This is a genomic window from Mycolicibacterium cosmeticum (assembly GCF_000613185.1).
Lineage (GTDB): Bacteria > Actinomycetota > Actinomycetes > Mycobacteriales > Mycobacteriaceae > Mycobacterium > Mycobacterium cosmeticum.
This window is the reverse complement of the sequence record NZ_CCBB010000002.1, coordinates 326812-345122: the sequence shown is the minus strand read 5'-3', so window position 1 is coordinate 345122 and position 18311 is coordinate 326812. Positions and strand designations below refer to the sequence as shown.

Genomic DNA, 18311 nt, shown 5'->3' with positions numbered 1-18311 from the left:
CCGGTGATCCCTGTCCTGGCGACGTATCGCCTTCAGCTGCGCGCTGATTCGTTCACCTTCGCCGACGCCGAAGGCCTGCTGGACTATCTGGCCGACCTCGGGGTGTCGCACCTGTACCTGTCCCCCATCCTGACCGCGGCCGCCGGGTCGACCCACGGCTACGACGTCACCGACCCGACGACAGTATCCGCGGCACTGGGCGGAGCCGAAGGGCTGCAACGGCTTTCGGCGGCCGCCAGGGCGCGGGGCCTGGGCCTGGTCGTCGACATCGTGCCCAATCACGTCGGCGTGGACGATCCCACACAGAACGCGTGGTGGTGGGATGTGCTCGAACACGGCCGGGATTCGGCGTACGCGTCCTTCTTCGACATCGACTGGGACCTGGATCCGCACGGGCGGGTGGTGCTTCCGGTGCTGGGCTCCGACGACGACGTCGACGGTCTCGCCGTCGACGGTGACGTCCTTCGCCTCGGCGACCGGAGCTGGCCGATCGCCCCGGGCACCGGTGACGGCTCCCCCGCCGACGTGTACGCCCGCCAGCACTACCGGCTGGTCGGTTGGCGCACCAATGTGTGCGGCTACCGCCGGTTCTTCTCCATCACCTCGCTGGCCGGCCTGCGGCAGGAAGACCCCGACGTGTTCGCCGCCACGCACGCCGAGGTGCGGCGCTGGTTCACCGAGGGGCTCGTGGACGGCCTGCGCATCGACCACCCGGACGGCCTGACCGACCCGGCCGACTACCTGGCCCGGCTGCGCGCACTGGTGGGGCCGGACGCCTGGATCGTCATCGAGAAGATCCTGGCTCCCGACGAGCCGCTGGACACCAGCCTTGCGGTCGACGGCAGCACGGGTTACGACGCGCTGCGCGAGGTCGGCGGGGTGTTCGTCGACCCCAGCGGGGAGCCGGAGCTGAGCGCCCTGTATCACCGCGACACCGCCGAGGCCACCGGGCAGCTCAAGGCCATCACCGCGACCTCGACGCTGGCCAGCGAGCTGGCCCGGCTGCGGCGCACCATTGCCGCCGAGGCCGGCACCGATCATCCGCTGCTCGCCGAGGCGGTCACCGCGTTGCTCACCCATGTCGGGGTGTACCGGTTCGACTATCCGGGCCTGGCCACGGTCGGCCCGGTCGCGATAGCCGAAACCGCCGCTGCGCGAAGCGATCTTGTGCAGCCACTGGAGCTCGTGGCGACATCGCTGGCCCTCGGCGGGGAGGGCGCCAAGCGGCTGCAGCAGCTGTGTGGCGCGGTGACGGCGAAATCCGTCGAGGACTGCCTGTTCTACCGGGACGCCCGCCTGGTGTCACTGAACGAGGTGGGTGGCGAGCCCGACCGGTTCGGGGTCACGGCCGCCGAATTCCACCTGCGCGCGGCGACCAGGGCGCGGCTGTGGCCGCGGGCCATGGTCACCACGTCGACGCATGACACCAAGCGCAGCGAGGACGTGCGGGCGCGGATCGGGGTGCTGTCCCAGATTCCCGCACTGTGGGCCGACCGGGTGCGGCGCTGGTCGAACATCGTGCTGGCCCCCGACGAGGACACCGCACTCTTCTTGTGGCAGAACATCTTCGGGGTATGGCCGGTCGACGGTGAGGTGTCCGACGAGCTGCGCGCCCGGCTGCACGGCTACACCGAGAAGGCGATCCGGGAGGCCGCCACACACACCACGTGGAACGATCCGGACAGCGACTTCGAGGCGGCCGTGCACGCCTGGCTGGACGCGATCATCGACGGACCGGTGGCCACCGAACTGACCGCCCTGGTGGCGCAGGTGCACCCGCACGCGGCCGGCGACGCACTGGGCCAGAAGCTGCTGGCGCTGACGGTGCCCGGCATCCCCGATGTCTATCAGGGCACCGAGTTGCCCGACGACAGCCTCGTCGACCCGGACAACCGTCGCCTCGTCGACTATGCGGCGCGCCGGGCCGCCTTGGCCGCCGGCAGCGAGCCCAAGATCCGGGTGGTCGCCGCGGCCCTGCGGCTGCGCCGCGACAAACCGGACACCTTCCTGGCCGGCGGGTATCACCCGCTGTCGGCGTCCGGTTCCGCGGCCGAACACGTGCTGGCGTTCGGGCGCGGGTCCGATGTGCTGGTGGCGGTGGCGCGCTGGACCGTCCGGCTGAACGAAACCGGTTGGGGGGACACCACCGTGGAACTGCCCGACGGCTCCTGGTCGGACCGGATATCCGGACGCACGTTCACCGGAACGGTGCCGGCCGGCGATCTGTTCGAGCAGGTGCCCGTGGCCCTGCTGGAGCGCCTGCCATGACCTCCTTCGCGGTGTGGGCCCCGCGCCCCCAGGTGGTGCGCCTGGACGTCGACGGGACGCGGTACCCGATGACGCGCGGCGACGACGATTGGTGGCGCGCCGACGTGCCCGCGGCGCCCGGTGCCCGGTACGGCTTCGTGCTCGACGACGACGAGACGGTGCTGCCCGACCCGCGCTCGGCCCGCCAGCCCGATGGTGTGCACGCCCGGTCGGCGTTGTGGCAGCCGCAGGCCGCACCCGCACCGTGGGCCGGCCGGTCCGTCGAGGGCGCGGTGATCTACGAGCTGCACCTGGGCACCTTCACCCCCGGCGGCACCTTCGATTCGGCCGTGGAGAAACTGGACCACCTCGTGGAACTCGGTGTCGATTTCGTCGAGGTGATGCCGGTCAACGCGTTCAGCGGCACGCACGGCTGGGGATACGACGGAGTGCTGTGGTACGCCGTGCACGAACCTTATGGCGGCCCGGACGGCCTGCTCCGGTTCGTCGACGCCTGCCACGCCAGGGGCCTCGGCGTGCTGATCGACGCGGTGTTCAATCACCTCGGGCCGTCCGGGAACTACCTGCCCCGGTTCGGGCCGTACCTGTCGCGCGGCAGCAATCCGTGGGGCGAATCGATCAATATCGCCGACGCCGACGCCGACGAGGTGCGCCGCTACATCCTGGATTGCGCGTTGCGCTGGATGCGTGATTTCGGTGCGGACGGCCTGCGCCTGGATGCGGTGCACGCCCTGGTGGATACCACCGCCATTCACATCCTGGAGGAGCTGGCCACCGAAACGCAGGCGCTGGCAATCGAACTGGGGCGGCCGCTGTCGCTGGTCGCCGAGAGCGACCTCAACGACCCTCGGTTGATCACCCCGGTCGCCCACGGGGGTCTCGGGATGACCGCCCAATGGGACGACGACATCCACCACGCCATCCACACCGCGGTGTCGGGCGAACGGCAGGGCTATTACGGTGATTTCGGATCGCTGGCCACCCTGGCGCAGACGCTGACGCACGGCTACTTCCACGCCGGCACCTATTCGTCGTTCCGGCACCGGCGGCACGGCCGCCCGCTGGACACCACCACCATTCCGGCCACCCGGCTGCTGGCCTATACCCTCACCCACGACCAAGTCGGTAACCGCGCCGTCGGCGACCGCCCGTCGCAGAACCTGACGTTCGGCCAGCTGGCGGTGAAAGCCGCACTGGCCCTCGGCTCGCCGTACACCGCCATGCTGTTCATGGGCGAGGAGTGGGGATCGTCGAGCCCGTTCCAGTTCTTCACCTCGCACCCGGAGCCGGAATTGGGCCGGGCCACCGCGGAGGGCCGTAAGGCCGAGTTCGCCGCGCACGGCTGGGACGCCGACGAGATCCCCGACCCGCAGGACCCGGCGACGTTCGAGCGGTCGAAGCTGGACTGGTCCGAGGTGCGCAGCGGCGAACACGCCCGGCTGCTGGAGATCTATCGCGGCCTGATCCGCCTGCGCCGCAACGAGTCCGATTTCGCCGACCCGTGGCTGCCGCATCTGCGCGTCGAATACGACGAGGACAGCCGCTGGATCGCCATGCACCGCGGTGCTTTTGCGGTGGTCTGCAATCTGAACACCGAAGCGGTGCTGGTCCCGGTGACCGGAACCGTGGTGCTGGCGTCCGACGATCCGGCGCCGGACGGGTCGGCCACCCGGCTGCCGGGACACTCGTTCGCGGTGCTGCGCACCGGATAGTCCCCGTCGGAGAAATTGACGAACCCGCCAACAGGCACGTCGCCCTGCGTTACCGTGTGACGCGGAACACGAAGGGGGACTTGCCGAATGAGCGTCGGATCGACTTTGCTGCAACGCGTCACCGAGCAGGCTTTCGCACCTGAGGCCGTATACCGGTTGTGGCTACACGGTAGCGGAGCCTCCCGGCCCACGGAACCGATCACCGTGCCGTCCTGGTGCACGACGCTGAAGTCGACCGAGCAGTGGCAGCAGTCGCTGGCCGCCATGCGGCGGCTCGGGCTGCCCGCTCACAATGACGGCCCCAAGAACTGGGACACCGAGATCATCACGGCCGCGATGCTTTCCACCGACGGGCCGATCCTGGACGCGGGCGCGGAGACCTATTCGATGATCCTCGCCGCGCTCTACCTGTACGGTCGCCGTGACCTGACCGGGATCAACCTCGTGTTCGACAAGCCGTTCCGGCGCGGACCGATCCGCTTCGAGCCCGGCGACATCACCCGCACCCGGTTCGCGAACGAGACCTTCGCCGGTATCGCCTGCCAGAGCGTCGTGGAACACGGCGTCGACCTGCGCGCCTACTTCACCGAGATGGCCCGCATCCTGCGGCCCGGCGGCGTGCTGGCCACCTCGACGGACTACTTCCCGGAACCGGTGGACACCGGCGGCAAGATCGCCTACGGGGTGCCGGTGAAGATCTTCACCCGCGGCGACATCCTGGACGCCCTCGATATCGCCGCCGGCGTCGGGCTGACCCCGACCCATGACGTGGACCTGGACTGCACCCAACGCCCGGTGCACTGGAAACGGATGGACCTGCGCTACACCTTCACCTGCATCACGCTGCGCAAGGACGAATCCGCCTAGGTCAGGTAGCGGTAGGTCGGCGAGCCCGGCTCCAGCAGTTCCACGTGGCATTCCGAGCCGTGCATGCGTGCCATCAGGCCGTCCAGATCGGACGCCGAACCGAGTTCGATGCCGACCAGCGCCTCGCCGGTCTCCCGGTTGTTGCGCTTGACGTACTCGAACAGGGTGATGTCGTCGTTGGGGCCGAGCACGCCGTCCAGGAAGCGGCGCAGCGAGCCCGGCTCCTGCGGGAAGTCGACCAAGAAATAGTGCTTCAAGCCCAGATGGACCAGGGAGCGCTCGAGCACCTCGCCATAGCGGGACACGTCGTTGTTGCCGCCCGAGACGATGCACACCACCGTCGACCCCGGCTCGATATCGGTCTCGCGCAGCGCGGCCACCGACAGCGCACCGGCGGGCTCGGCGATGATCCCCTCGTTCTGGTAGAGGTCGAGCATCGCGGTGCACACCGCGCCCTCGTCGACGGCGGTGATCGACACCATGTCCCCGGCGGCGGCCAGCGCCGCGTAGGTGTGGACGCCGGCCCTGGCCACCGCGGCGCCGTCGACGAACTGGTCGACGTGCTCGAGGGTCACCGGACCACCGGCGGCCAGCGCGGCCATCATGGAGGCGGCACCGGCGGGTTCCACACCGAGCACCGCGGTGCCCGCGGTGCGCTCCGACAGGTACGTCGTGATACCCGAGACGCACCCGCCCCCGCCCACCGGCACGATGACCAGATCGGGTTCGGCCGCCAACTGGTCGAGGATCTCGACGGCGATGGTGCCCTGGCCGGCGATGGTGCGCGGGTCGTCGTACGGCGGGACCAGCGTGGCGCCGGTCCTGGCGACATCCTCCAGGGCCGCCTCGGCCGCCAGGTCGTAGGTCTTGCCGCCGACGATGACCTCGATGAACTCACGTCCGTGATAGCGGATCCGGTCCCGCTTCTGCTTGGGGGTCTTCGCCGGGACGTACACCCGGCCGTGCACTCCCATCGAACGGCAGGCCAGCGCGAATCCCTGGGCGTGGTTGCCGGCCGAGGAGCACACCACCCCGGCCGCCAGCTCCTCCGGGGACAGCTGCATGAGCAGGTTGTAGGCACCGCGCAGCTTGTAGGACCGCACCGTCTGCAGGTCCTCGCGCTTGAGGTACACCTGGGCGCCGGTCAGTGTGGACAGCCGTTCGCTGAACTGCAGCGGGCTGGCGCTGACCACGCCGGAAATTCGCTGAGCGGCCTCGTCGATATCGGCAGCGCAGACGGGTGAGGTCAGCTGCGTCCTTCGGGGATCCTGGCTCAGTTCGGCAGACACCGCTTCATGGTGCCACCATCGGTGCGCACGGCGAAAAACTGGGCGCCGCGACCCGAGTTTCGGTTGTCCGAACTCTGGGTTACGCGCTATCGTTGCTTCATGACCACGCCAACCGAAGTGCGGATTGCCGGGGTCCCGTGGCCGACGTACAAGGTGATCGCGCTCATCGTCGGCGCGCTCGCGCTGATCGTCGTCGGGGTGCTCACCGCCAGCGCCCCCGCCGCGGTGCTGAGCGCGGCCGCGATCAGCACCGTGACCTGGGCCGTCCTCGGCACCACCACCAGCCGCCGCTAGCCGGCGCGGCGCGCCGCCGCACCTACAGCGGGTAGGCAGCGAGGGCGGCCACACTGGGCCGATGGAACCCCATCCGGAGACGCCGGCCGAGGCATTCGTCAAGCGCGCCGAGCAGCGGGTGCCGTCCTGGCTGCGTCCCGGTGAACCCGAGAACCGGCTGCCGGTGCTGGTGGCCATCCTGGTGGCCGTCGCCCTGCAACGCGCGGTGCCCGAGCGCTACACCGTGGTGCCCCGCTGGCCGCTGGTCGTCATGGAACTGCTGCTGGTGGTGGTGCTGGTGGCGATCAACCCGCTGCGGTTGACCCGCCGGACCACCGCGGCACGCTGGGGCAGCCTGGCGCTGACCGTCGCCATCACCGTCGACAACACCGCCTCGGCCGTGGTGCTGGACTACCGGATCCTGTCGGGCGACGTCAGCAACGACGCGGCCGTGCTGCTGGGCAGCGGCGGGGCCATTTTCATCACCAACGTGCTGGCCTTCGCGCTGTGGTACTGGGAGTTGGATCGTGGTGGACCCTTCGCTCGGCGCGCCGGCGAGCAGCCCTATCCCGATTTCCTGTTCCCGCAGATGACGGACCCGAACACCGCCGCACCCGGCTGGCGCCCGACCTTCGTCGACTATCTCTACGTCAGCTTCACCAATGTGGTGGCCTTCTCCCCGACCGACACCATGCCACTGGCCCGCTGGGCCAAGATGCTCATGACGGTGCAGGCGCTGGTGTCGATGTCGACGGTGGCGCTGGTGATCGCCCGCGCGGTGAACGTGCTGAAGTGAGTGCTCACAACCAGGCCCGTTCCGTCGCCGCCGCGATCGCGTCGTTGGCGGTGCCCTTGCCGTCCCAGAGCCCGCGCTTGGACGCGACGGGCATCGACCACCACAACGCGGCGGTGTCGCGCACCTGGCGGACCGGGATCCCCGTCGCCACGGCGGCGTAGTGCAGCCAGAAATCGTCGGCGCGGGGACACACCGTCAGGAACTCCGCACCGCGGTCACGCAGGGTGCGCTGCAGTTCCGGTGGGTACGCCGCTCCCGAGACACCGGTGGCGAACACCCGCTCCGAGGTCTCGGTGGTGGTGCACGTCGGCCAGCTGACGTACGGGTCCACCGACCGGATCCGGGCCCGGAACGTCGTGACCTGACCCGGCCGGTGCGCGCGCAGCAGCTCCTCCAACCACGTCGGAGGGTAGTAGACGTCGTCATCGGCGGTGACCAGCGTGAAATCTTCGTCGTCACAAGCAATTTCGCTGACATACGGGTAGTACTTGGTGTGCGGGCCGTAGCCGCGACACAGCCTGACCTCCAGCCCGCGCTCACGCAACCGGACGAGTGATGACGGCAGCGCCGCCATCGCGGCCGGGTCGTCGAGCCACAGGATCAGCCGGCGCGGTTTGACGGTGCCGGCCCCGATGGTCTCGATCGTCCGCCACACCGTGCCGATCCGGCGACCGTGGCTGGTCAGCGACACATCGGCCGCACCGTCGCCGACCACCGGGATGTCGCAATGCCGATTCCGCAACCACAATCGCGGGCTCAGCGTCGCGAACTCGAACAGGGCCAGGCCCCACTCGACACCATTTCCGGGAAGAACACCCGTGTTGCGCATCTCGCCCCCTAGGGCGGTCCCCACCGCCTTTGTGCAGGATAATCGGTCAGCGGGTGAGCGGCAGCGGGAGTCTTCGATTTCGCTCGTACGGCGGACAGCAATCGATTCAGGGCCCGCTGCGTGCGGCTGGCCTGCAGCGCGAGGTACGACAGCCCGATGCCCGCCCCGAGCACGATGACCAGATTGCCGGCAATGAGGCCGGTGGAGATCCGCCCCGCCGGGCCGGTCATGAGAACCCACGCCAGCGCACCGACGCCGAGGGCGCACAGCCACGACACGGCCAGCGCGCCGGTCCGCCCGAGCCGCACGGGGCGCACGGTGGCCAGGGATCTCCCGACGGCCGACTCACCGATCCGCCGCGCGATGACGCCCCACGACACGAACGCGCCATAGGCCACCACCGCATTGCTGAAGTCGATACCCATGGTCAGCAGCACGCCCAGATGGAAGGTGGTGGCGACGGCGAGCACCGTCCGGAACGAACGCCACCACGGCATCGCCAGCAAGACGGAGAACTCGAAGATGACCGTCAGCCAATCGGCCAGTTCCCACACCGCCCGGATGTCGTGCGCGGCCAGCCACTCTGCCAGCCAGTACGTCCGGCCCTCGGTCAGGAAACCGAGCACGAAATACCCCCGCGCCGCTTGACTGGATCCCGACAGCCAACCGGTCAGCAACTTGGTGAGGGCCGCGGTGAAGAATCCCCACCCGATCAACAGGGCGAGCAGGCGTAACGGCCATTGACGCTGCGGCGGAGGCGCAGCCCCGTGTCGGCAGGCGTCGATCGAGTAGCGGTTCCCCCAGTCCGCGAACGCCAGCACCAGCGGTACCAGCAACAACAGGATGGTGTGGTCGACCTTGCCGAGGCAGTACATGAAGCCGTAGGTCACGAAGAGCATCACCGCGGCGGCGAGCGACACGAACCTGGTCCACAGGCCGAGGCCGAGCAGGATCAGCGTGAGCGAACGCAGCAGTTCGAGCCCGATCAGCACACCCGGCGAAGGGAACCCGGAGAACACCCGAAGGGGCCCCGGTGGGGCGTGGAACATGAAATCCGGGTACTGCCCCAGCCACGCAATGTCCGGGACGATGAACAGGGTGCTGATCGCGTACAGAATCCGATAGATCCCGAGGTCCGCCGGGGTGAACGGCCCGCTGTCGACCCAGCGGTCGAACCGCTCGGCGATCGTCACGTCGGGTTCCCGAGATCGATGTGAATGGTGCGCAGCGGCTGGTACTCCACCGCCGACGCGTCCGCGGCACGGTAGGTCGCGGTGCGCCAGATGATGTCCAGCCCGGTCGGCCGGTGATCGGGGAACAGTCGGGCCGTCCTGGAGCGCAGCCAGGCGACGGCACCGGGATCGGTGGCGACCCTGCCGTCGCTGAACGCGGCGGTGAACACCATCAGGCGCACGGACGGACCCGCGGGCAGCAGGCTGTCCAACGGCACCCGCTGCGGCACGCCGTCGGCGAACCGCACCACCACCGCCGGTTCTTTCGCCTGCGGCACACCGGTTTCCAGCAGACAGCCCGCGCAGTGCGCCGGGAAGCCGGGCAAAACGAGGGCCGGGTAGGGCTCCGCGCGCCACACCGCGAACGGGATGTACTGCAGCGCGACGATCCACAGCACCGTCGCGCCGAAGACGATCCGCACCGTGCGCTTGCCAGTAGGCCCCACCGCGTCCTCCGCCGCGTCAAGGCGGCACCCAGACGAAGACCCTCATCCAGGTTTGCTGAAAGCCGCCAACGGCACGGTAACCCGCACTCGGCCCAGGGTCAGGGCGAGTCCTGAAATTCGCCCGATCGGCGTACCCCGGCTATCCCCCGAGGCAGCCGGGGCCCAGGAGGGCCTTCAGGTCACCCATCAGCGCCGAGGACGGTGTCACCCGCAGCGACTGGTCCAACTCCAAGGTGGTGATGCGCTCCCCGCTGATCAACCGCAGATGCACCTGCGCCGTGCCGGGGTGGCGGGCCAGCACCTGCTTGAGCGCGGTCACCTTGTCGTGTGTGCATTGCCGGGTCGGCAGGCTCAGTGCGAGCGGCCGGTCCGGCTGGGCATTCGAGAAGTCGGGCACCACAAGGTCATTGGCGATCAGCGAGATCCGGTCATCGCGTTTGGCCACCTTGGCACCGACCAGCACCACGGCATCGTCGGCGATGTCGGCCCCGAACGCCGAGTAGGTCTGCGGGAAGAACAGCACCTCGATACCGCCGGTGAGGTCCTCCAACTGAGCCGACGCCCACGGCAGGCCGTTCTTGTTGACGCGACGGTTGACCGAGGCCAGGATGCCGCCGACGCGCACCTGGGTGTCGTTGGCGATGTCGCCTTCCAGGATCGCCGGGATCTGGGTGTCCACCTGCGCGGTCAGCAGGTGCGCCACCCCGTCGAGCGGATGGCCGGACACGTACAGGCCCAGCATCTCCCGTTCCAGCGCCAGCTTGTGCTTGTCGTCCCACTCCCCCTCGGGCACCGGGATGGTGAAGACCGATTCGATGCCGGTATCACCGTCACCGCCGCCGAACAGGTCGAACTGACCGATGGCCTCGGCCTTCTTGGTGCCGAGCACCGAATCCACCGCGTCGGCGTGCACCAGGAACAGACCCTTGCGGGGATGGCCGAGCGAGTCGAACGCGCCGGCCTTGATCAGGGATTCCGTCACCTTCTTGTTGCAGGCGGTGATGTCCACCTTGTTCAGGTAATCGGAGAAATCGGTGTACTTCCCCTTGTCGCGGCGCCCGGCGATGATCGACTGCACCACGTTGGCACCGACGTTGCGCACACCACCGAGCCCGTACCGGATGTCGTTGCCCACCGAGGCGAAGTTGTGCACCGATTCGTTGACATCCGGTGGCAGCACGGTGATCCCGAGCCGGCGGCAATCCGACAGGTACACCGCGGCCTTGTCCTTGTCGTCACCGACCGAGGTGAGCAACCCGGCCATGTATTCGGCCGGGAAGTTGGCCTTGAGGTAGGCCGTCCAGAACGACACCAGGCCGTAGCCGGCGGCGTGCGACTTGTTGAACGCATACCCGGCGAACGGAAGGATGGTGTCCCACAACGCCTTCACCGCGGCCTCGGAGAAGCCGTTGGCCGTCATCCCCTCCTTGAAGCCCTTGTACTCGGCCTCGAGCACCTCGAGCTTCTTCTTGCCCATCGCCTTGCGCAGCGCATCGGCCTTGCCCATGGTGTACGAGGCGACCTTCTGGGCGATGAACATGATCTGCTCTTGGTAGACGATCAGGCCGTAGGTCTCGGCCAGGATGTCCTTGAGCGGTTCTTCCAGCTCGGGGTGGATCGGCTTGATCGGCTGGCGGCCGTTCTTCCGGTCGGCGTAGTCGTTGTGCGCGTTCATGCCCATCGGGCCGGGGCGGTACAGCGCCAGCACGGCGACGATGTCGTTGAAGCCGGTGGGCTGCATGCGGCGCAGCAGATCCCGCATGGGGCCGCCGTCGAGCTGGAACACGCCCAGGGTGTCACCGCGGGACAGCAGTTCGTAGGTGGCCGGGTCGTCCAGCGGCAGATGATCCATGTCCAGGTCGATGCCGCGGTTGGCCTTGATGTTCTCCAGCGCGTCACCGATGACGGTGAGGTTGCGCAGACCCAGGAAGTCCATCTTGAGCAGGCCGATGGCCTCACACGACGGGTAGTCCCACCCGGTGATGATGGCGCCGTCCTGCGCCCGCTTCCACATCGGGATGGCGTCGACGAGCGGTTCGGAACTCATGATGACCGCGCAGGCGTGCACGCCGGCGTTGCGGACCAGGCCCTCCAGGCCGCGGGCGGTCTCGTAGATGGTGCGCACGTCCGGGTCGGTGTCGATCAGTCCCCGCACCTCGGCGGCTTCCTTGTACCGCTCGTGGTTGGGATCGGTGATCCCCGACAGCGGGATGTCCTTGGCCATGATGGGCGGCGGCAGCGCCTTGGTGATCCGGTCGGCGATGGCAAAACCGGGCTGGCCGTAGTGCACGCGGGCCGAGTCCTTCAGCGCCGCTTTGGTTTTGATGGTGCCGAAGGTGATGACCTGGGCCACCCGGTCACTGCCCCACTTCTCCGACGCGTAGCGCACCATCTCACCGCGGCGACGGTCGTCGAAGTCGATATCGATATCGGGGGCCGACGGGCGCTCCGGGTTGAGGAACCGCTCGAACAGCAGGCCGTGCGGGATCGGGTCGATGTTGGTGATGCCCATCGCGTAGGCCACCAGCGAGCCGGCCGCCGAGCCACGACCCGGGCCCACCCGGATGTTGACCGACTGCGCGTAGGTGATCAGGTCGGCCACGATCAGGAAGTACGACGGGAAACCCTTGTCGCAGATGACCTTGATCTCGTAGTCGGCGCGGTCGAGGTATTCCTGCGGCACCCCGTCCGGGAAACGCCGGTTCAGGCCGGCGTGCACCTCGTGCCGCAGCCAGCTGGCCTGATCGTGCCCGTCCGGGACCGGGAAGACGGGCATCCGGTCGCGCGGGGTCCACACGTCGGCGTAGGACTGCACCCGCTCGGCGATCAGCAGCGTGGAATCGCACGCGCCGGGCACCTGCGGATCCCACAGCGCCCGCATGTCCGCGGCGGACTTGAGGTAGTAGCCGTCACCGTCGAACTTGAACCGGGCCGGATCCGACAGCGTCTTGCCGGTCTGGATGCACAGCAGCGCCTCGTGGTTGTGCGACGCCTCACGCGTGACGTAGTGGCAGTCGTTGGTGGCCAGCGGCGGGATGCCCAGCTTGCGGCCTACCTCGAGCAGCCCCTCGCGGACCCGGCGCTCGATGTCGATGCCGTGGTCCATCAACTCCAGGAAGAAGTTGTCCTTGCCGAAGATGTCCTGCCACTTGGCCGCGGCCTCGATCGCCTCTTTCTCGTGGCCCAGCCGCAGCCGGGTCTGCACCTCGCCGGACGGGCAGCCGGTGGTGGCGATGATGCCCTCGGCGTGTTCGGCGATCAGCTCGGCGTCCATCCGCGACCACTTGCCGAGCTGGCCTTCGAAGGAGGCCAGCGAGGACAGCTTGAACAGGTTGCGCAACCCGGTCGCGTTCTCGGCGACCATCGTCATATGGGTGTAGGAACCACTACCCGAGACGTCGTCGCCCTTCTGGCTGGGATCGCCCCACGTGACGCGTTTGGTGTCGAAGCGCGACGCCGGCGCGATATAGGCCTCGATGCCGATGATCGGCTTGATGCCCGCCTCGGTCGCCTTGTTGTAGAACTCACTGGCGCCGAACATGTTTCCGTGGTCGGTCATCCCGATGGCGGGCATCTCCAGGCGCTGCGCCTCGGCGATCATCGGCTTGACCTTCGCCGCACCGTCCAGCATGGAGTATTCGGTGTGGTTGTGTAAGTGCACGAAGGACCGGTGAGAGCTCATAGGAACGCCAGTCTATGGGTGCCCACCGACAGTTCTCGGCGTGTCGCGCGACGTGTCTGCTCACCCGGCGTGGGGCGTGGCGGCGGCCCCGGTGTGACCCTGCGACCGTAGGTCTCACATACCCCGCGACGGCTGTATCGTATGACTCCGTGATCGAGCTCAATAATGTCGCCAAGACATTCGGCGGCAGCGTCCCCGCCCTGCGCGACGTGAGCTTTTCCGTTCCCACCGGCTCCGTGTGCGCGTTGCTGGGGCACAACGGCGCCGGGAAGACGACGACGGTCAAAATCCTCTCGACACTGCTGAAGCCGACCTCCGGCCAGGCCATCGTCGCGGGCTATGACGTGGCCACCGAACCGGCGATGGTGCGCCGCAGCATCGGTGTCACCGGTCAGGACGCCGCCCTGGATCCGCGGCTGACCGGCCGGGAGAACCTGGTGCTGTTCGGGCGGCTGCGCGGGTTGCGCCGCGCCGAGGCCCGGGCCAGGGCCGAGGAGCTGATCACCCAGTTCGACATGGGGCACGCGGCCGACCGGCAGGTCAGCGGCTACTCCGGAGGCATGCGGCGGCGCATCGACATCGCGGTCTCCCTGGTGGTCATGCCCAAGGTGCTGTTCCTGGACGAGCCGACGACGGGGCTGGATCCGCGCAGCAGGCGCGACGTCTGGAACCTGGTGTCCTCGATGGCGGCTCAGGACATCACGGTCCTGCTGACCACCCAGTACCTCGAGGAAGCCGACATCCTCAGCGACTTCATCGTCATCCTGAACCACGGCCAGATCGTGGCGAAGGGCACCGCCGACGAGCTCAAGCGCCAGACCGGTTCCAGCTACTGCGAGATGACGGCGCTGAACTCCGACGATCTGCCGCGAATCGCCGCGGCCCTCGCCGATTTCCACGAGGTCGAGGTGGACACCGACACCAGCACCGTGTCGGTGCCCGCCCCGCAGGGCGTGGCGACGCTGTCGGAGGTGTTCCGCCGGATGGACGGGCTCGGCGTCGAGCTGCTGGACATCTCGCTGCGCAGGCCCTCCCTCGACGAGGTGTTCCTGCACCTCACCACCCCGGTCATCTCGAAGTGACGGCGTTCGCACTGCTGACCGCACGCATCGTGCAGAAGGGTCGGATGGATCTCGCCTTCGCGGCGCTGGTTCCGATTTCCGGCCTGATCGGTCTGACGTTCCTGCTGCGCGACATCATCCCGACCGGCCAGATGAGCTACGCCCAGTACATCCTGCCCGCGGTGGTGGTGCAGGCCATGCTGTTCGGCGCGCTGACCACCACCGACCGCGCGGCGTGGGAGAAGGCCAGCGGGCTGAGCGCCCGGATGCGCACCCTGCCCATCTCGCCCTACGCACCGCTGATGGCCCGGATGGCGTACTGCCTGATCCGTGGCGTGCTGGCGTTGGTGGCGTCGTTCCTGGCGGCGTACCTCTTCGGCTTCCGGTTGGACACCGGATTCGGTTATGCCGCAGCGTTTGTGCTGCTGGCCCTGACGCTGACGCTGGCGCTGTCGTTCGGTGCGGACGCGACGGGCGCCAAGGCCGGCCGCACCGAGGTGGCCAGCCAGCTGTTGTTGATCCCGCAGCTGCTGCTGGTGATGCTGTCCACCGGGCTCGCCCCCGTCGAGGCGTTCCCGTCCTGGCTGCAGGGCTTCGTGCGCTACCAGCCCATCTCGCAGATCACCGAGACGCTGCGCGGCTTCACCAGCGGTCACGTCACGATGGCCAACCTGGCGACCAGCCTGGCGTGGTGCATCGGCATGCTGGTGGTGTTCGGCCCGATCGCCATCCGACTTCAGGGGCGCACGTCGTGACAACGAGCTCAGCACACCGGCATTCGCTGCTGGCGGAGAGTTGGATCTTCGCGGGCCGGCTGTTCGTGCAGTGGCGCCGGTATCCCATGGTGCCCCTGCAGGCGCTGCTGTTCCCGACGCTGCTGCTGATCATCTACGGCGCGTTGGTGGGCAAGTCGATGGTCCGGCTGACCGGCAACAGCGGGCTGGACCTGTTGATCCCGGTGTGCACGCTGGCCGGCGCGATGTCCGGCGCCGTCGGGGCGGGCCTGGCGGTGCCGTACGACCGGGACAGCGGCCTGCTGACCCGGCTGTGGCTGATGCCGGTGCACCGGACGGCGCCGTTGACCGGCGCACTGCTGGCCGAGGCGGTGCGCACCTTCGCCGGGTCGGCATTCGTCGTGGCCACCGGCTACGTCATGGGTTTCCGCTTCGGTGGCGGCTGGGTCGAGCTGCTCGGCTACCTGCTGATGCCGGTGGTCGTGGTGATGGTTTTCGCGACCGTGGTGATCACGCTCGCCCTGCGGCCGCAGGGCCGGATCATCCTGACCTGGACGCAGACCGCCTGCATGGGTCTGGCCTTCGCGACGCTCATCCCGCTGGACCGGCTGCCGGCCGTGTTGCGCCCGCTGGCCGAGTACCAGCCGGTCGCGCCGCCGGCGGCGGCCATGCGGGCGTTGTCCTCGGGCGGCGAGCTGTGGCAACCGATTCTGCTGACGGCGCTGTGGTCGGTGCTGATCGCGGCGTTGTTCGTGCCGGTCGCCGTGCGCGGGTACCGGGCGGCGGTCGAGGGCGGCAAACAGGACGGCTGAGCCGTCTGATTGAACAGAGGTGGCTGAGCCGTCGTTAAGGCCAGTACGGCCCGGCTACACCGAATCCAGGTCGGGCGCGATGTCGAAGCGCGCCGGCATCTCGAATTCCGAGCGCTTCAGCGTCGCGGACAGATAGCCGTACTGGAAGGCCAGCCCGACCAGCGCGTTGGCCGCCAATTCGGCGGGCGGACGGCGCAACTCGGCGCGTAGCGTCGCCCACGCCTGCACCGGTGAATGCCGCGGCGCGGCCTGCCCGCCCGCGCCGGCGTCGTTGCGGCTGGCCCACCGGATGTAGGCGTTGCTGTGCCCGTAGCGCTTCCACTGACTGGCCAGATCCCGCATCGAGGTGCGCGGCTCCCACTCCATCAGGACCCGGGTGTCGGTGGCGATCGTGCCCAATGCCTGTTCCTGGATGCGCCAACAGATGTCGAGGTCGCCGCCGCCGCGCATCGACCGGAAGCCGCCCACCTTCGCGAAGGCGGTCCGGTCGATGCCGAGGTTGGCGGTGGGATAGTAGTCCGGCTTGGGCGGCACCATCCCGATGGTGGCCTTCATCGCCCCGCCACCGCGCGGCAGCATGAAGGGCTGCATCGCGGCGGCCATCCTGGCGGCCAGCGTCGGCCCGGACACCGTGCGGACGTTGGTGCAGGACAGCGCGACTCCCGGTTTCTGTTGCAGGGTCCGGTGGGCCTCGATCAGTCCCGGCAGCGGCCGGCAGCGCCCGTCGGTGAACAGCAGGATGTCCGCCGTGGACTTGCTCGCCGCCACCTGCCGGGCGTAGTAGGGGCCCCGGCTGTCGGTCACCGTCACCACATTGGCGCCCAGCGACCGTGCCACCGCTTCGGTCTCGTCGGTGGACGCGTCGTTGACGACGGTCAGCCGGTCCCCGTCGGCCAGCTGGTCGAGCAGCGGCGCCAGCAGTTTCGGCAGATGGTCGGCCATATTGCGGACCGGGATGATGACCTCGATGGTCTGCTTGGTCATCAGACGTTCAGTCCGCCCCGGCCGAGGCTGTACACCTGCCATCCGGCGCCGGACCAGTACTCCCGGTCGATCGCGTTCCTGGTGTCGAGCAGGCGCGGCTCTTTCACCACCGACCGGAACGCCACCGGGTCGATGTTGCAGTACTCGTCCCATTCGGTGGCCAGCACGATCAGATCCGCGTTGCGGCAGGCGTCCTCGGCACTGGCGAAGTACCCGAGCGTCGGGAACCGGGCTTTCGCGTTCTCGATCGCCTTCGGATCGTGCACGCGCACGTCGGCGCCCTTCAGGTGCATGGCGGCGGCCACGTTCAGGGCCGGCGAATCGCGGACGTCGTCGCTGTTGGGCTTGAACGCCGCACCCAGCACGGCGATGCTCTTGCCCAGGAATTCACCGCCGACGACGGCGCGCGCCACCGACACCGCCTTCTCGCGCCGGCGCAGGTTGATCTTGTCGACCTCGTGCAGGAATCGCAGCGCGTCGGCGGCGCCGAGCTCACCGGCCCTGGCGCTGAAGGCGCGGATGTCCTTGGGCAGGCACCCGCCACCGAAACCCAAGCCGGCGTTGAGGAATCGCTTACCGATCCGGTCGTCGTAACCCAGCGCGCGGCTGAGCGTCACCACATCGGCGTCGACGATCTCGCACACCTCGGCCATCGCGTTGATGAACGAGATCTTGGTGGCCAGAAAGGCGTTCGCCGCCACCTTGACCAGTTCAGAGGTTGCGAGGTCCGCCGTCAGATGCGGCGTCCCGGCATCCAGCAGACTGCCGTAGACCTCTTGCAACGTCTTCTCGGCGTATTCGGACGTGACCCCGAAGACCAGGCGGTCCGGCTGCAGCGTGTCCTCGATCGCCTTGCCCTCCCGGAGGAATTCGGGATTCCATGCGACCTCGAGCCGGTGCGGCGACGACGTGGCCGCCACCTCGGCGGCGAGGCGCTGCGCCGTGCCCACCGGCACGGTCGACTTGCCGACGATCAATCCGTCGGCATCGGCGTTGACCGCAACCGAGCGGAACGCGCTGTCGACGTACGCGACATTGGCCGCGTCCGAACCCGACGACTGCGGCGTCCCGACACAGACGAAGTGCACCGAGGCGCCGGAGACCGCTTCCTGCACTGACTGGGTGAACCGCAACCGGCCGGTGCCGAGCACCTCGGTGAGCAGTTCGTCGAATCCCGGTTCGTAGAACGGGGAGGTGCCGGTCGCCAGCGCGGCGATCTTGGCCGCATCGGTGTCATACGCGACGACCTCGTGCCCGATATGTGCCATGCAGGCGGCGTGGACGGCACCGAGGTAGCCCGTTCCAATGACGCTCATTCTCATCTAG

Annotated in this window: 15 protein-coding genes; 8 read left to right on the top strand and 7 right to left on the bottom strand. The window is 68.5% G+C overall.

Going from position 1 to position 18311, the window contains the following annotated elements; all coding sequences use genetic code 11:
* Nucleotides 1-6 precede the first annotated feature (6 nt).
* The 3 genes from treY (at nt 7) to BN977_RS16860 (ending at nt 4847) form a co-directional block, all read left to right on the top strand.
* Entirely contained in the window at nt 7-2268 is a 2262-nt protein-coding gene (treY, locus tag BN977_RS16870; protein ID WP_036400400.1) for a malto-oligosyltrehalose synthase, read from the top strand.
* Entirely contained in the window at nt 2265-3980 is a 1716-nt protein-coding gene (gene treZ / locus BN977_RS16865) for a malto-oligosyltrehalose trehalohydrolase (protein ID WP_036399758.1), read from the top strand. Before treY ends, treZ begins: the two co-directional genes overlap by 4 nt.
* An 87-nt stretch (nt 3981-4067) precedes the next feature.
* Entirely contained in the window at nt 4068-4847 is a 780-nt protein-coding gene (locus tag BN977_RS16860; protein ID WP_084172586.1) for a methyltransferase domain-containing protein, read from the top strand.
* Here BN977_RS16860 and ilvA read toward each other — a convergent pair.
* Complete coding sequence (gene ilvA, locus BN977_RS16855; RefSeq protein WP_024453983.1) at nt 4844-6136, bottom strand: threonine ammonia-lyase IlvA; 1293 nt, start codon at nt 6134-6136, stop codon at nt 4844-4846. The genes BN977_RS16860 and ilvA overlap by 4 nt on opposite strands.
* Nucleotides 6137-6235: 99 nt before the next feature.
* Here ilvA and BN977_RS16850 point away from each other — a divergent pair, with 99 nt between their 5' ends.
* Both BN977_RS16850 and BN977_RS16845 read left to right on the top strand, forming a co-directional pair.
* Complete coding sequence (locus BN977_RS16850; protein ID WP_024453982.1) at nt 6236-6430, top strand: hypothetical protein; 195 nt, start codon at nt 6236-6238, stop codon at nt 6428-6430.
* A gap of 61 nt (nt 6431-6491) precedes the next feature.
* Complete coding sequence (locus tag BN977_RS16845; protein WP_024453981.1) at nt 6492-7205, top strand: hypothetical protein; 714 nt, start codon at nt 6492-6494, stop codon at nt 7203-7205.
* A 4-nt stretch (nt 7206-7209) separates the two neighbouring features.
* Here the strand turns inward: BN977_RS16845 and BN977_RS16840 are convergent, their stop codons facing one another.
* The 4 genes from BN977_RS16840 to dnaE all read right to left on the bottom strand — a co-directional run bounded on the left by BN977_RS16840 (nt 7210) and on the right by dnaE (nt 13394).
* A complete protein-coding gene (locus BN977_RS16840) occupies nt 7210-8034 on the bottom strand; it encodes a hypothetical protein (RefSeq protein ID WP_051561681.1) in 825 nt (274 codons plus the stop codon).
* Between the two features lie 8 nt (nt 8035-8042).
* Complete coding sequence (locus BN977_RS16835) at nt 8043-9227, bottom strand: HTTM domain-containing protein (RefSeq protein WP_109790224.1); 1185 nt, start codon at nt 9225-9227, stop codon at nt 8043-8045.
* Complete coding sequence (locus tag BN977_RS16830) at nt 9224-9712, bottom strand: hypothetical protein (protein ID WP_036399752.1); 489 nt, start codon at nt 9710-9712, stop codon at nt 9224-9226. Before BN977_RS16830 ends, BN977_RS16835 begins: the two co-directional genes overlap by 4 nt.
* Before the next feature lie 139 nt (nt 9713-9851).
* On the bottom strand, nt 9852-13394 hold the full coding sequence (gene dnaE, locus BN977_RS16825; RefSeq protein ID WP_036399749.1) for a DNA polymerase III subunit alpha: 3543 nt from the start codon (nt 13392-13394) through the stop codon (nt 9852-9854).
* Between the two features lie 149 nt (nt 13395-13543).
* Between dnaE and BN977_RS16820 the strand changes: the two genes are divergently transcribed.
* From BN977_RS16820 to BN977_RS16810, 3 genes are read left to right on the top strand one after another with little or no spacing between them, the layout of a single operon-like run.
* Nucleotides 13544-14476: a daunorubicin resistance protein DrrA family ABC transporter ATP-binding protein gene (locus BN977_RS16820; protein WP_036399745.1), complete on the top strand. Its 933-nt coding sequence runs from the start codon at nt 13544-13546 to the stop codon at nt 14474-14476.
* Entirely contained in the window at nt 14473-15210 is a 738-nt protein-coding gene (locus BN977_RS16815) for an ABC transporter permease (protein ID WP_036399741.1), read from the top strand. The genes BN977_RS16820 and BN977_RS16815 overlap by 4 nt, the downstream gene beginning before the upstream one ends.
* Nucleotides 15207-16001: an ABC transporter permease gene (locus BN977_RS16810; protein WP_036399739.1), complete on the top strand. Its 795-nt coding sequence runs from the start codon at nt 15207-15209 to the stop codon at nt 15999-16001. The genes BN977_RS16815 and BN977_RS16810 overlap by 4 nt, the downstream gene beginning before the upstream one ends.
* Before the next feature lie 54 nt (nt 16002-16055).
* On the opposite strand, the gene BN977_RS16805 is transcribed toward BN977_RS16810, so the two are convergent.
* Both BN977_RS16805 and BN977_RS16800 read right to left on the bottom strand, forming a co-directional pair.
* Entirely contained in the window at nt 16056-16985 is a 930-nt protein-coding gene (locus tag BN977_RS16805; protein WP_024453975.1) for a glycosyltransferase family 2 protein, read from the bottom strand.
* On the bottom strand, nt 16985-18307 hold the full coding sequence (locus tag BN977_RS16800) for a UDP-glucose dehydrogenase family protein (RefSeq protein WP_024453974.1): 1323 nt from the start codon (nt 18305-18307) through the stop codon (nt 16985-16987). Before BN977_RS16800 ends, BN977_RS16805 begins: the two co-directional genes overlap by 1 nt.
* Between the last annotated feature and the right edge of the window lie 4 nt (nt 18308-18311).